This window comes from Bradyrhizobium sp. 23, from assembly GCF_023073295.1.
GTDB lineage: Bacteria > Pseudomonadota > Alphaproteobacteria > Rhizobiales > Xanthobacteraceae > Bradyrhizobium > Bradyrhizobium canariense_D.
In genome coordinates, this window is record NZ_JADPJF010000034.1 from 93,978 (window position 1) to 107,269 (window position 13,292).

Below are 13,292 nucleotides of genomic sequence, written 5' to 3' on the forward strand. Positions count from 1 at the left end.
CATGTGGGGCATCGTTCCGGCCGCGGGCCGCGGCAGCCGCATCCAGCCGCTCGCCTTCTCCAAGGAGTTGCTTCCGGTCGGAAGCCAACGGGACGACGGCATCGACCGTCCGTGCGCCGTCTCCGAATATCTGCTGGAGCGGCTGATCCTTGGGGGCGCCGACAAGATCTGCTTCGTGATCTCCCCCGGCAAATCGGACATCCTCGAATATTTCGGCGATCATTATGGCAGCGCCCAGCTCGCCTATGTCGTGCAGCCCGATGCGTCGGGGCTGTGCGATGCCGTGTTCAGGGCGGGCACGGTCGTTGGCCACGACGAAGACGTCCTGGTCGGACTTCCGGATACCGTATGGTTCCCAAAGGCGGCCTTGCAGACGTTGCCGGCCGCCGACCTGTCGTTTCTGCTGTTTCCGGTCGAACATCCCGAGTTCTTCGATGCCGTCGTGCTCGACGGCGATCGCGTCACGGAGATCCAGGTCAAGCAGCCGGATGCGGTGTCGAAATGGATATGGGGCGCCTTCAAGATGTCCGGCCACGGATTTCGCGAGCTTCAGTCGTTGTGGACGAAGCGCGACCGCCGCGATGAATATTTCGGGACGCTCGTCAATGCCTACATCGCGGGCGGCGGCCAGGGTCTCGGCGTCAAGGCCGGCGAATCCTATGTCGACGTCGGCACCATCGATGGCTACCGGACGGCAATGGCGTTGCTCGCGGAAAGCTCCGCCGGGAACGGACGCTCTCGACTGCTGGCCGGCGGTTCGCCGGAGGCAATCCGCCCTGCCTCCGCAATGAACAATGGAGTGACCGCATGAGCAGAGGCGCCCTCTCCCGCGAGGAAATCCGCCAGCGCGTCGATGCGCTCGGGCCATGGTTTCACAATCTGGACCTGAACGGCGTGCCGACAGCGCCTTCACACTTTCTCGGCGACTATCCCAACGTGAAATGGCGCCGCTTTTCCGGGATCATTCCGGACCGCCTCGAAGGCAAGACCGTGCTCGATATCGGCTGCAATGCCGGTTTCTACGCCATGGAGATGAAGCGGCGCGGCGCCGAGCGCGTCCTCGGCCTGGACACCGACGACGAATATCTCGCGCAAGCCCGCTTCGCGGCCGAGGTGAACGGGCTCAGGATCGAATTCCGCAAGATGTCAGCCTATGATGTCGGCCAGCTGCGCGAAAAATTCGATCTCGTGATCTTCATGGGCGTGCTCTACCACCTGCGGCACCCTCTGCTGGCACTCGACCTGATCCACGAGCACGTGGCTGACGATCTCCTGCTGTTCCAGTCGATGCAGCGCGGCGACAACCGCGTGGATTCCCTCGACAAGAACTATGACTTCTGGACCACCGATCAGTTCGATTCCCCGGGCTATCCAAAGCTGCACTTCATCGAGAACAAATATGCCGACGACCCCACCAATTGGTGGGTGCCGAACCGCGCCTGCGCCGAAGCCATGCTGCGCAGCGCCGGCTTTGCGATCGCGGCGCATCCGGAAGAGGAAGTCTATCTCTGCAAACGGGTGACAAGGCCGCAGGCGGAAGGTCCGGTTTATCCGTCGCGGGAGACTGGCCGATGATCGAAGCCGCCAAGATCTGGAACGAGCCCAACAACAAGTCGCACTGGGACATCCTGATCGATCCGGATTGGACCATGTTCGCGAGCCTGTCGCTCGCTGCCGGAAAGGCGATCCGCAGCGCGCATCCCACACTCCCACGTGTGCTTGGCGGCATATCGCCGATCGATCCGTCCTTCCTGCGCAACATGCAGGCGCGCGGCGTACTCGATCATGTCGATGTCGTGGCCGTGCACGGCTTTCCGCTGGACTGGAACCTGTGGCAGATCGCGGAATGGCCGGCCAAGATCGACGAGATCAAGGCCGTCACCCCGCTGCCTGTTTGGGTCACGGAGGTGGGAGTCTCGTCTTTCGGCGCCGAGGAGGTGCAGGCTTGGGGCCTGACCCGAACGGCGGAGTTGTTGATCGGCCGCGCTCCGCGCATTCACTGGTACAGCCTCTACGATCTGCCTTCGAGTTGGGAGGCCACGACCCGGCACAAGGAAGCTGAAGGTTCATCCTACTACAGGCATTTTCACATGGGCCTGCTACGCGAGGACGGAACGCCGAAAGCCTCGGCGGACCTGTTCGCCCAATATGCACCTGCGATGGGCCTGTGCCAGTGGTTTCACTTCGAGGACCACCGCCTCGACGACGCCGTGCGCTGGATGCGCCGGCTGGGCGTGCAGCATCTCAGGACTGGCCTGTCCTGGGCCGACAGCTTCCGTCCCAATGCGCTCGACTGGTTCGATCGGCAGATGGACGCGCTGGCCGAGTTTCAGGTCACGGTGACCTTCTGCTTCACCCCGGAACATCGGGGTATCGAGCCTCATCACACCAGCCCGCCGCTCGACGTGAACGAGTTCGCCGAGTTCTGCGCGCAGATGGTCGAACGCTATTGCGCGAAAACCGGGCTCGCGCCGTCCGCAGCGTCTTCGCGCCCGGCCATCTCGGAGCCGACATGCGTGCCGTGATCCTGGTGATGGACTCCGTCGGGATCGGCGCCGCGCCCGATGCCATCAATTACGGCGACGAGGGTGCCGATACCGTCGGCCACATTGCCGAGATGTGCATGGCCGGCAATGCCGACGGACCGCACCGGGAGGGGCCGCTTCAGCTTCCCAATCTGGTTGCGCTCGGCCTTGGCCAGGCTTGCCGTCTCGCCACCGGGCGCGTGCCGCCGGGGCTCGATGGCCCAACTGAGCATGCGCGATTTGGCTGCGCGAGCGAGATCTCCAAAGGCAAGGACACGCCCTCGGGCCATTGGGAGATCGCCGGCGTGCCGGTGCCATTCGACTGGGGCTATTTTCCAAGAACCAAGCCATGCTTCGCGCGCGACCTGACGGAGAGCCTGTGCGAACAGGCTCGAGTGCCCGGCATCCTCGGGAACTGTCACGCCTCCGGCACGGAGATCATCGCCGAATTCGGCGAGCGTCACATCAGAACGGGCGAACCGATCTGCTATACATCGGCCGACAGCGTGTTTCAGATCGCAGCGCACGAGGAGACGTTCGGTCTCGAACGCCTCTATGAGGTCTGCCGTGTTGCACGCCGACTGGTCGACCCCCTCAACATCGGGCGCGTCATCGCACGCCCCTTCATCGGCACGTCGGTAGGTGACTTCAAGCGAACAGCGCACAGGAAGGACTTCTCCGTCCCCCCGCCGGAGCGAACGATCCTCGATCTTGCCGAGAGCGCAGGCCGTGACATCGTAACGATCGGCAAGATCGACGACATCTTCGCCCATCGCGGCACCGGGAGGAACCTGCGCGGCGATGGCAACCAAGCGCTGTTCGATGCCACGTATGATGGGCTGGCCTCTCTCGCGGAGGGCGGGATGTTGTTCGCCAATTTCATCGATTTCGACACGCTGTACGGCCATCGCCGAGATGTGGCAGGCTATGCAGCGGCGCTCGAAGCCTTCGATGCGCGAGTTCCGGATCTTTTGAACCGCCTGCGCGAGGATGATCTCCTGATCATCACGGCTGATCATGGTTGCGATCCGACCTGGAGCGGTACCGATCACACGCGGGAACAAGTGCCGGTTTTGGCGTGGAGCGCGCGGTTAACTTCTCCGATCGGCAAGCGCGCCGGATTTGCGGACATCGGCGCGACGGTCGCGAGCCATCTCGAGCTGCAGGCACCGGGTCACGGCGTGTATTTTTAGCCTGCTGCACCGCGCAGATTCACCTGGGTTATTGATCCAGGTTAGAGAAATTTTCGTTTGTAGGTTTCGCAGGAACGAACATTCCTTGCACCGCTTCTACTTCCAAATGTGACTGGCGCGCCGGTCGCTCGACCAGAACAGCAGCGCGCTTTCATTCTCATCACGGATTGATCCCGCAGGATCGATCTTACGGCGGCACGGAGCGGTGAATGACGCGAGTATTGATCACTGGAGGTGCGGGATTCATCGGATCGCATGCAGCGGACGCGCTGCTCGCGGCCGGCTACGAAGTCCGCCTGCTCGACAATCTCTCGCCGCAGGTCCACGGAGGCAACCGCCAGCGTCCCGCCTATCTTGCCAAAGACGCGGAGCTCGTCGTCGGTGACGTCACCGACGCTCTCGCGGTCGATCATGCGTTGCGCGGCACCGACATGGTCCTGCATCTCGCATCAGCGGTCGGCGTCGGCCAGAGCATGTATGACATCGAACCCTACGTCAGAACCAACGAGCTCGGTACCGCCGTGCTGTTGCAAGCACTATCCAAGCGCCCGGTCGCGCGGCTCGTGGTGGCCTCGTCCATGAGTATTTACGGCGAGGGCCTTTACCGGAGCGCCGATCAGAGCGTGGTCGCCTGCGAGGAGCGGGCGGTCGAGCAGCTTCGCCGCGGCGATTGGGAGCTGCGCGATGCCGCTGGCAACCCGCTCGATCCCGTCCCTACGCCGGAGACAAAGCAGCCTTCGCTGAGCTCGATCTATGCGCTCAACAAATATGCGCAGGAGCGCATGTGCCTGATCACAGGCAAGGCGTATGGCATTCCGACGGTGGCGCTACGCTTCTTCAATGCGTTCGGGCCACGTCAGGCCCTGTCCAATCCGTATACCGGCGTACTGGCCATCTTCGCCGCCCGGCTGCTCAACGGCCGTCCTCCCCTCGTGTTCGAGGATGGCCGGCAGCGCCGCGACTTCGTCCATGTCCATGACGTCGCCCGCGCCTGCCGGATGGCGCTGGAGGCGGAGCATGCGCAGGACGTCTTCAACGTCGGCTCTGGTCAGAGTCGCACCATTTTGTCGGTCGCGGAGGATCTGGCCGAAGTCATGGGGCGCCGCGACATTGCGCCCGAGCTGACGCGGAAATATCGCGCCGGGGACATCCGGCACTGCTTCGCCGATATGGGAAAATCCCGCGACGTGCTCGGCTTCGAGCCTCGCGTCGCATTCAGGGACGGGCTCGAAGAGCTGGCGGAATATCTCGCCGACCAGATCGCCGACGATCAGGCGGAGCGAGCCACCAAGGAGCTGCAGCAACGAGGATTGGTCGCGTGATGAGTGAACGAGACAACAGACCCGTCCTGATCACCGGCGGCTGCGGGTTTATCGGCTGCAACCTCGCCGACCGCCTCGCGGAGCGCGGCGAGCCGGTGCTGATCCTGGATAACCTCGCCCGCACCGGCGTGCGGGAGAATGCGCAGTGGCTGAAGTCCCGGCATGGCGACCGGGTCACAATCACCGTGGCCGACATTCGCGAGCCGATCCCGGTGATCGACGCCGTACGCGAAGCCCGCGCCGTGCTGCACTTGGCCGCCCAGGTCGCCGTCACCGACAGCGTGAGCGATCCGGCCGCCGATTTCGAGATCAATGCGCGTGGCACATTGAACGTGCTCGAAGCCGTGCGCCTCCACAACAACGCCGCACCGATCGTGTTCGCCTCGACCAACAAGGTCTACGGACGCCTGATCGATGATGGCGACATCGCGCTCACCGGCCGCCGCTACACGCCGAAAAGCGGCCTGCTGGCGGCCGGCATCTCGGAAAATGCGCCGCTCGACTTTTACAGCCCCTATGGATGCTCCAAGGGAACGGCGGATCAATACGTCCACGACTATGCGCGGGTCTACGGCCTCCAGACCGTGGTAATGCGCATGAGCTGCATCTACGGGCCCCGTCAATTCGGCACCGAGGATCAGGGTTGGATCGCGCATTTCCTGCTCAGCGCTATCCGCAGCAAAGAGCTGACGATCTATGGCGACGGCCATCAGGTCCGCGATGCGCTTCACGTCTCCGACGCGGCCGCGGCCTGGCTCGCCGTGCTCGATGGCATCGCGCTCGCCCGTGGGCGCGTATTCAATCTCGGCGGTGGTCCGGCCAACGCGATCAGTCTGCTGGAATTGATCGACCGCATCACCGATCTGACCGGCCGCAAGGTGGCCTATCGCTTTGCCGATTGGAGGCCCGGCGATCAGCCCTGGTACGTGACCGACACGCGCGCGCTCTCCAGCGCGCTCGGCTGGGCACCTCAGATTTCATTCGCAGACGGACTCCGATCCCTTCACACCTGGCTGGCCGGCCGGTTCGGATCGTCACAAGACAACCGCGAGGCGCTCGCATGACGCGTGTTGCCCTCATCAACCCAAACTGGGACTTTGGCGGCAGCATCTATTTCGGCTGCCGATCGCCTCACCTTCCGCTCGAACTCGGGATCTCCGAGCACTACCTGAAGGCGGCCGGGCACAAGACGCTGCTGCTCGACGCCCACATGTTTGACCTTTCTCTCACCGAGATCGAAGCCGAGCTGCGCGCGTTCGGCCCCGACCAGATCGTCATCACGACAGCGCCGACCTATCTGTTCTGGCGCTGCGCCCCTCCCGAGCTCCGCGTTCCGCAGGAGCTTGCGATGGCGGTGCGCGACTTGGCTCCGATCCTCATCGCGGTGGGTCCCCATGGCTCGACCGTGCCAAGGGCGGCGCTTCGAAAGCTCGGCACCGACATCGTCGTGATGGGCGAGTGCGAGGCGTCCTTGCTGCGTCTAGCCAATGGCGAACGGGACTTTCCGGGCTTGTGCTTTGCCGATGGCGCATCGCTCCGCGTCAATGGCGGCCCGCAGGCCGTCGCGTTCAAGGATCAGCCGCCGCTCGACTGGCCGGAGGAGATGATCCGGCGACACCACCATCACCATCACCGCTTCGAAGCCGAGCCGCAGGCGCCAGGCGCCGAGGTCGAATCATCCAGGGGATGTCCGTACAACTGCACGTTCTGCGCCAAGGAGAACTTTCGCAACGCCTACCGCAAGCGGCCCCCCCTTATCGTTCTCGAAGAGATCGACGGTCTGCGCCGTCAAGGCATCGAATATGTCTATTTCATCGACGAGATTTTCCTTCCGAACGCGGAGCTGCTGGAAGGGCTGACCACACGCGGATTGAAGTTCGGGGTGCAGACCCGCATCGACCTTTGGAAGCCGGACATGCTGGCTCTGCTCGGCCGCGCCGGCTGCGTCTCGATTGAAGCCGGCATCGAAAGCCTCACCGTCGAGGGTCGCGCCGCGCTCGCCAAGAACTGCAAGATGACGACCGACCAGCTTGCCGAACGGCTGGTCGAAGCGCGCCGTCACGTTCCTTTCGTCCAGGCCAATTTGATCGAAGTCCCCGAGGACGATGACCCCATCGTGCAGCGCTGGCGTCGCACCATGCAGGATGCCGGCATCTGGGCCAACGATCCGGTCCCGCTGTATCCCTATCCCGGGTCGCCGGATTATCGAAAGCTGTGGGGCGAGCCCGACGATTTCGCCTGGGAGCGCGCACACCGGCACTATCTCGCGATGTTCGACCAGTTCAGCGACGTGCAGAACGATCGCCCGGTCCCGCTCGAGGCTCTCGAACTGCAGGTGGCATCATGAGCCGCAGCTCGCAGCTCAGAATCCTGATGACGACCGATACTGTCGGAGGCGTCTGGACCTACTCGTCTTCTCTAGCTTCGTCCCTTGCTTCGAAGGGCGCCGACGTTACCCTGGTGACGATGGGCCCGCGCGCGCAGGCCGGCCAGCTAGAGATGCTGCGTGGTTCGCGGGTCCGCCTGATCGAAACGGACCTTGCACTCGAATGGCAGGATCCGGAAGGCCAAGATCTGGTCCAGGCCAGGCGCGTCCTTGCGAAGCTCGAGGCCGGAATCGTGCCTGACGTCGTTCACCTCAATAGTTTTCGCGAGGCGGCCTTCGCCTGGCGCGCTCCTGTGATGGTCGTCGCGCATTCCTGCGTCAACTCCTGGGGGCACGCCTGCCACGATACGAGCTGGCTCCGCGAACCGAAATGGCGCAGCTACACCGAACGGGTAACGGCCGCACTCGACACGGCACAGGCCTGGGTTTGTCCCAGCCAGTCCTTCCACGATGACATTGCGGAAATTTATCGGCCTCGCTCGCGCGGCATCGTGATCTGGAATGGAATTGGCCCTCAGGGCTTTGCGGGACGGAAGCAAGACGTGATCTTTGCGGCGGGCCGGCTCTGGGACCGCGCCAAGAACATCGAGGTCCTGGCGGCCGCGGCGCCTGGGCTGGACTGGCCCGTTCAGGTCGCGGGCCCGGCGGATGAGTGCCCTTCGGCTTCCATCACCTGGCTCGGGCATTTGCCTCACGAAGTCATGCGCGCGCATTTGCGGCAGGCCGGCATCTTCGCCAGCCCCGCGCTCTATGAGCCGTTCGGCCTCTCCGTTCTGGAAGCCGCGGCGGCGGGATGCGCTCTCGTCCTGTCCAACATTCCGACTTTCAGGGAATTGTGGAGCGGGGCCGCGCTCTTCGTCGATCCCACCGACAGCAAGGCGCTGCATCGAGCGCTCGCAGGTCTGTGCACCGACGATCGCGAGCGGGTGAGGCTGCAACGTGCCGCCTTTGAGCATTCCCTGACCTACTCGCTGACCCGAACCACGAGCGCCTATCTCAGCCTCTACGAGGAGCTGCTTGCCGTCCATCACGCGCCTGCCCCCATGGAGGTACGCGCATGAAATGCGTTCTATTCTATCACGCGTTCACCTCCTGCTGGAACAACGGCAATGCCCATTTCCTGCGCGGTTATGCCCGCGAACTTCACGCGCTCGGTCATGAGGTCGTCGTGTTCGAGCCGATCGACGGCTGGAGCCGATTGAATGCGATCCGCGAGGGTGGCAGTCAGACGATGGAGGATATTCCAACGCTGTTTCCCGGCATCGGCATCCGCCGCTACGACGCCTCCCTTGATCTCGATGAGGCATTGCACGGCGCCGATCTCGTCATCGTCCACGAATGGAATTCGCCTGATCTGATCGCAGACATCGGATCGAGACGGGCTCACGGCGCGCCCTTCACGTTGCTGTTCCACGACACCCATCATCGCGCCGTCAGCGCACCGGACGAACTCGCGCAGTTCGACCTCGACGGCTTCGACGGTGTGCTCGCCTTCGGCGAGGTCCTTCGCCAAATATATCTGAAGCTCGGCTGGGCGGACCGAGCCTTCACCTGGCACGAGGCGGCCGACATCGCCCTGTATCATCCGCTGCCGCATATCGAGCGCACCGACGATGTCGTCTGGATCGGCAATTGGGGCGACGGCGAACGCAGCGCCGAGCTCAACGAATTTCTGGTCGAACCCGTGGCCGAGCTGAAGCTGCGCGCGGGCGTCTATGGCGTCCGCTATTCGGACGCAGCCCTCGCGACCATTCAGGCGGGGGGCATTCGGTATGGCGGCTGGCTGCCCGCACACTGGGCTCCCATCGCTTTCGCCGGCGCACGCGCGACTGTCCACGTCCCCCGCGGTCCCTATGTCCGCTTGCTACCGGGCATTCCGACCATTCGCATCTTCGAGGCGATGGCGTGCGGCATTCCAATGGTCTCGGCCCCCTGGTCGGACGCGGAAGGCCTGTTCCCGGAAGGTGCCTATCTCAGCGCCTCCGACGGCACCGCAATGAAGCGGGCGCTTCGTGCGCTCCTCGATGACCGGGAATTATGGTCAGCCACGGTGGAGACTGGACTCCGAGCGATCAAGGAGCGTCACACCTGCCGTCACCGGGCGGAGCAGCTTGTCGGCATCGTGCAGGACCTCAGGGCTTCAAGCCACGCGACACAGCCCCTGCGATACATCGGAGCCTCCGCATGAAGATCTGCTTCTTCGGATCCAGCCTCGTCTCATCCTACTGGAACGGTGCCGCCACCTATTACCGCGGCATGCTGAAGGAGATTGCGGCCCTCGGCCACGACGTCACATTCTTCGAGCCCGATGCCTTCGAGCGCCAGGCCCATCGCGACATCGACGATCCCGACTGGGCGAAGGTGGTGGTCTACGCCGCGACGCCCGAGGGCTGGCGTAGCTCGCTTGAGGAAGCCGCCCGCTCGACCGACATGCTGGTCAAAGCCAGCGGCGTCGGCGTCTTCGATCGGGAGCTGGAGAACGCGGTCGCCGACATTCCGTCGAATGCAATGCGCATCTACTGGGACGTCGATGCCCCCGCGACGCTGGAGTCCGTGGCGGACAATCCAGACCATCATCTGCGCCATGCGATCCGATCCTACGACATGGTTTTGACCTATGGCGGCGGCGATGCTGTCGTATCCGCTTATCGCGGCATCGGCGCGCGAGACTGCGTGCCGATCTACAATGCGCTCGACCCCGCCACGCACTTTCCGGCGCCGCCCAATCCACACTTCACGTGCGATCTGAGCTTGCTGGCAAACCGCCTCCCGGACCGCGAGCAGCGCGTCGAGCGGTTCTTTCTCGACGTCGCGCGCCAATTGCCCGACAAAACGTTCGTGCTCGGTGGATCGGGGTGGGACTCCAAAGACACGCCATCCAATCTGCATAAGGTCGGGCATGTCGGGACCGGCGACCACAACGCGTTCTTCGGCTCCGGTCTGGCTACGCTGAACGTCAATCGCGACAGCATGGCGCGCTACGGCTTCTCGCCGCCAACGCGCGTGTTCGAGGCCATCGGTGCCGGAGCCTGCCTGATCACCGACCAGTGGGACGGCATTGATCATTTTCTCGAGCCAGATCGCGAGGTGCTGGTGGCCGCGAGCGGGGCGGAGGTCGCAGAGCATCTTGCCGCACTGCGCCCCGAGCGGGCTCAGGCGATCGCAGCGCGCGCTCGTGCGCGCATTCTGAGCCATCACACCTACCGGCAGCGCGCCCGCCAGTTCAACGATCTCTTTGCCGCAAGCAGTTCGCGAATCGAGGCAGCAGAATGAACCTCACCATCGTCGTCGTCGGTCTTTCGGTTACTTCGTCCTGGGGCAACGGTCATGCCACGACCTATCGCGCCCTGATCGAAGCCCTGGCACGACGAGGTCACCACGTCACGTTTCTGGAACGCGACGTCCCCTGGTATCGCGAGCATCGTGATCTTGCCAAGCCTTCCGGTTGGACTGTCGAGCTTTACCAATCCTTGAAGGACATCCCGCAGCGTTTCGGAAAGATGATCCGGGATGCCGATCTGGTGGTCATCGGCTCCTACGTGCCCGACGGCATCGCGATCTCCGAATGGATCACGACCCACGCCCGGGGGATTACTGCCTTCTACGACATTGACACGCCTGTCACGCTTGCGAAGCTCGAGCAGGGCCTGAACTATCTGTCCGCGGCGATGATCCCGCGCTTCGACCTTTACCTGTCCTTTGCCGGCGGCCCGGTGCCCGGCATGATCGAGGAGAACTATGGCAGTCCGCTGGCTCGGGTGCTGTATTGCAGTGCCGACACCGACATCTACGCGCCGCAACGCGCGGAGAAGAAATGGGCACTTGGCTATCTCGGAACCTACAGCGAGGACCGGCAGCCGGTTCTGGAGCAGCTGCTGCTCGCCCCTGCTCGCACTCTCTCACGCGAGCAATTCGTCGTCGCCGGCGCGCAATATCCCGATGAGGTGGTCTGGCCCGCCAATGTCGCCCGGATCGAGCACCTCACGCCCAAACATCATCCGGGATTTTACGCAGAGCAACGCTTTACGCTAAACGCCACCCGCGCCGACATGCGCGCGCTCGGCTTCTCGCCTAGCGTTCGGTTGTTCGAAGCGGCCGCGTGCGGCACGCCCGTCATCTCGGACCGGTGGCCTGGAATCGAGACCGTCTTCGAGCCTTCCCGGGAAATCCTGCTCGCATCGAGCCCCCGCGACGTCGTGGAGATCCTGCGCGACATGCCCGAGGAGCAAAGGCGCACGATCGCGGAAAACGCACGGCGCCGCGTTCTGGCTGACCACACCTCCGACCACCGCGCCCGGCAAGTCGAGACCTACTACGCCGAGGCGTCGGTCCGCCGCCGCCGGAAAACCCCGCAACTTCCCGCCTCGCGTCCCATGCAGGTCGCTCAAATCTGAAAGGCAGCACATGACAGTTCAGACCCGCATCAACGCGTCCCGCCGCTCTCCCACCGTTCTGGTGGCCGGCGGCGCCGGCTTCATCGGATCCCACCTCTGCGATGCGCTTTTGCAGCGCGGTCATACCGTGATCTGCCTCGACAACCTGTTTACGGGAAGGATCGACAACATCCGCCCGCTGCTCAATCATCCGAATTTTCGCTTCATCGAACACGACGTGCGCGATCCCATCGAGATCGAGGGCGACATCGACCGGATCTACAGCCTTGCCTGCCCAGCCTCACCCAGGCATTACCAGAAGGATCCAGTCGGCACGATGAAGACCTGCGTGCTCGGCACCATCAACATGCTGGAGCTCGCGCAACGGAAAGGCGCCCGGGTGCTGCAGGCATCGACCAGCGAGGTCTACGGCGATCCCGAAGTGCATCCCCAGCCGGAAACCTATCTCGGCAACGTCAATCCGATCGGGCCCCGGGCCTGCTACGACGAGGGCAAGCGGGCCGCGGAAACGCTGATGTTCGATTACCATCGCATGTACGGCGTCGAAATCAAGGTCGCGCGCATCTTCAACACCTACGGACCCCGTATGCTGGAGAATGACGGACGCGTGGTCTCCAACTTCATCGTGCAGGCGCTTCGCGGAGAGCCGATCACGATCTATGGAGGTGGTACGCAGACCAGGAGCTTCTGCTTCGTCGACGATCTCGTGCGCGGCCTCCAGCTGCTCATGGAGAGTCCATCCTCGATTACTGGTCCGTGCAATCTGGGCAATCCCCACGAGGTCACCATCGAGGCTATTGCGCGGGACGTGCTGGCGTATACGGAGTCAATCTCGCCGCTCCGATTCGAGGAGTTGCCGAAGGACGATCCAAAGCGCCGCAAACCGGTGATCGACACAGCCGTTCGAGCGCTGGGATGGCGCCCGCGCGTGGCGCTCAAAGACGGTCTCAAGGCGACGATCGCCTATTTCGCCATGCGCATGGCCGGGGAAGCGCCGGCACTTGTTCCGGCCATTGCACCGCGCAGGAGCGGACGTACCGGGGCACGCGGACAGCTAACGATCGCCGATGGGCAGTAAACGGCAGAACGAGCCGAGGAACGCGCGGAACCCGCGCGAACTCTCAAGCCCGTGTAGCAGCCGCGCCACGGGCCCGCTTGCAGAAGTTCTCGAGATGGTACTGGTATTCGGAGATCGCGCGATTGGCCATCCGGATCCGGTTTTCCTGGCCTTCCTCGACCATCATGGTGATGCGCTGGGCCAGAAACACGCACGCCTCGAACTCATCGTGGATCGCCCCGCTGCGGGCCAGAAAGTCCCACGCGATCTCATAGGCCTGTTCGGCAGCGGGACTACGGTAGTCGCTGAAAATGATGTGCGCCATTACAGCCAAACGTGGATAAGAGGGTTCCGGTCCTGCGAGCCGATATGACCGCAGGCGGACTCGGCGGCCGAAGCCGCCGGTCTCGCCGTG

Annotated in this window: 13 protein-coding genes; 12 read left to right on the forward strand and 1 reads right to left on the reverse strand. The window is 63.6% G+C overall.

Features of this window, described 5'->3' with window-relative positions:
- Position 1: 1 nt before the first annotated feature.
- The 12 genes from IVB32_RS05490 to IVB32_RS05545 all read left to right on the forward strand — a co-directional run bounded on the left by IVB32_RS05490 (position 2) and on the right by IVB32_RS05545 (position 12,898).
- The gene (locus IVB32_RS05490) at positions 2-811 is read left to right on the forward strand and encodes a nucleotidyltransferase family protein (RefSeq protein ID WP_018460367.1); all 810 of its coding nucleotides are present in this window, start codon (positions 2-4) and stop codon (positions 809-811) included.
- Positions 808-1,575, forward strand: a complete 768-nt coding sequence (locus IVB32_RS05495; protein ID WP_247368961.1) for a TIGR04290 family methyltransferase — start codon at positions 808-810, stop codon at positions 1,573-1,575. The genes IVB32_RS05490 and IVB32_RS05495 overlap by 4 nt, the downstream gene beginning before the upstream one ends.
- Complete coding sequence (locus IVB32_RS05500) at positions 1,572-2,525, forward strand: beta-xylosidase (RefSeq protein ID WP_018460369.1); 954 nt, start codon at positions 1,572-1,574, stop codon at positions 2,523-2,525. Before IVB32_RS05495 ends, IVB32_RS05500 begins: the two co-directional genes overlap by 4 nt.
- A complete protein-coding gene (locus IVB32_RS05505) occupies positions 2,513-3,718 on the forward strand; it encodes a phosphopentomutase (RefSeq protein ID WP_204511965.1) in 1,206 nt (401 codons plus the stop codon). The genes IVB32_RS05500 and IVB32_RS05505 overlap by 13 nt, the downstream gene beginning before the upstream one ends.
- 209 nt (positions 3,719-3,927) lie before the next feature.
- The gene (locus IVB32_RS05510) at positions 3,928-5,040 is read left to right on the forward strand and encodes an NAD-dependent epimerase/dehydratase family protein (RefSeq protein ID WP_026234015.1); all 1,113 of its coding nucleotides are present in this window, start codon (positions 3,928-3,930) and stop codon (positions 5,038-5,040) included.
- Positions 5,040-6,104 (forward strand): GDP-mannose 4,6-dehydratase, encoded by a 1,065-nt coding sequence (locus tag IVB32_RS05515; protein ID WP_018460372.1) that lies wholly within the window; start codon positions 5,040-5,042, stop codon positions 6,102-6,104. Before IVB32_RS05510 ends, IVB32_RS05515 begins: the two co-directional genes overlap by 1 nt.
- On the forward strand, positions 6,101-7,387 hold the full coding sequence (locus IVB32_RS05520) for a TIGR04295 family B12-binding domain-containing radical SAM protein (protein ID WP_018460373.1): 1,287 nt from the start codon (positions 6,101-6,103) through the stop codon (positions 7,385-7,387). The genes IVB32_RS05515 and IVB32_RS05520 overlap by 4 nt, the downstream gene beginning before the upstream one ends.
- Complete coding sequence (locus IVB32_RS05525) at positions 7,384-8,487, forward strand: glycosyltransferase family 4 protein (protein WP_018460374.1); 1,104 nt, start codon at positions 7,384-7,386, stop codon at positions 8,485-8,487. The genes IVB32_RS05520 and IVB32_RS05525 overlap by 4 nt, the downstream gene beginning before the upstream one ends.
- Positions 8,484-9,614 (forward strand): glycosyltransferase, encoded by a 1,131-nt coding sequence (locus IVB32_RS05530; protein ID WP_018460375.1) that lies wholly within the window; start codon positions 8,484-8,486, stop codon positions 9,612-9,614. The genes IVB32_RS05525 and IVB32_RS05530 overlap by 4 nt, the downstream gene beginning before the upstream one ends.
- Positions 9,611-10,699, forward strand: coding sequence for a glycosyltransferase (locus IVB32_RS05535; RefSeq protein ID WP_204511967.1), 1,089 nt, complete (start codon positions 9,611-9,613; stop codon positions 10,697-10,699). Before IVB32_RS05530 ends, IVB32_RS05535 begins: the two co-directional genes overlap by 4 nt.
- Positions 10,696-11,820: a glycosyltransferase gene (locus IVB32_RS05540; protein ID WP_247368958.1), complete on the forward strand. Its 1,125-nt coding sequence runs from the start codon at positions 10,696-10,698 to the stop codon at positions 11,818-11,820. The genes IVB32_RS05535 and IVB32_RS05540 overlap by 4 nt, the downstream gene beginning before the upstream one ends.
- 10 nt (positions 11,821-11,830) lie before the next feature.
- A complete protein-coding gene (locus tag IVB32_RS05545; RefSeq protein WP_018460378.1) occupies positions 11,831-12,898 on the forward strand; it encodes a UDP-glucuronic acid decarboxylase family protein in 1,068 nt (355 codons plus the stop codon).
- Positions 12,899-12,941: 43 nt separating this feature from the next.
- On the opposite strand, the gene IVB32_RS05550 is transcribed toward IVB32_RS05545, so the two are convergent.
- Positions 12,942-13,202 carry a hypothetical protein gene (locus IVB32_RS05550; RefSeq protein ID WP_018460379.1) on the reverse strand — a complete coding sequence of 87 codons (261 nt, stop codon included), beginning with the start codon at positions 13,200-13,202 and terminating at the stop codon, positions 12,942-12,944.
- Positions 13,203-13,292 lie beyond the last annotated feature (90 nt).

Excerpts from the sequence above, each read along its gene's own strand:
- IVB32_RS05490 (WP_018460367.1), top strand. The coding sequence starts at position 2 with ATGTGGGGCATCGTTCCGGCCGCGGGCCGCGGCAGCCGCATCCAGCCG.
- IVB32_RS05495 (WP_247368961.1), top strand. The coding sequence starts at position 808 with ATGAGCAGAGGCGCCCTCTCCCGCGAGGAAATCCGCCAGCGCGTCGAT.
- IVB32_RS05500 (WP_018460369.1), top strand. The coding sequence starts at position 1,572 with ATGATCGAAGCCGCCAAGATCTGGAACGAGCCCAACAACAAGTCGCAC.
- IVB32_RS05505 (WP_204511965.1), top strand. The coding sequence starts at position 2,513 with ATGCGTGCCGTGATCCTGGTGATGGACTCCGTCGGGATCGGCGCCGCG.
- IVB32_RS05510 (WP_026234015.1), top strand. The coding sequence starts at position 3,928 with ATGACGCGAGTATTGATCACTGGAGGTGCGGGATTCATCGGATCGCAT.
- IVB32_RS05515 (WP_018460372.1), top strand. The coding sequence starts at position 5,040 with ATGAGTGAACGAGACAACAGACCCGTCCTGATCACCGGCGGCTGCGGG.
- IVB32_RS05520 (WP_018460373.1), top strand. The coding sequence starts at position 6,101 with ATGACGCGTGTTGCCCTCATCAACCCAAACTGGGACTTTGGCGGCAGC.
- IVB32_RS05525 (WP_018460374.1), top strand. The coding sequence starts at position 7,384 with ATGAGCCGCAGCTCGCAGCTCAGAATCCTGATGACGACCGATACTGTC.
- IVB32_RS05530 (WP_018460375.1), top strand. The coding sequence starts at position 8,484 with ATGAAATGCGTTCTATTCTATCACGCGTTCACCTCCTGCTGGAACAAC.
- IVB32_RS05535 (WP_204511967.1), top strand. The coding sequence starts at position 9,611 with ATGAAGATCTGCTTCTTCGGATCCAGCCTCGTCTCATCCTACTGGAAC.
- IVB32_RS05540 (WP_247368958.1), top strand. The coding sequence starts at position 10,696 with ATGAACCTCACCATCGTCGTCGTCGGTCTTTCGGTTACTTCGTCCTGG.
- IVB32_RS05545 (WP_018460378.1), top strand. The coding sequence starts at position 11,831 with ATGACAGTTCAGACCCGCATCAACGCGTCCCGCCGCTCTCCCACCGTT.
- IVB32_RS05550 (WP_018460379.1), bottom strand. The coding sequence starts at position 13,202 with ATGGCGCACATCATTTTCAGCGACTACCGTAGTCCCGCTGCCGAACAG.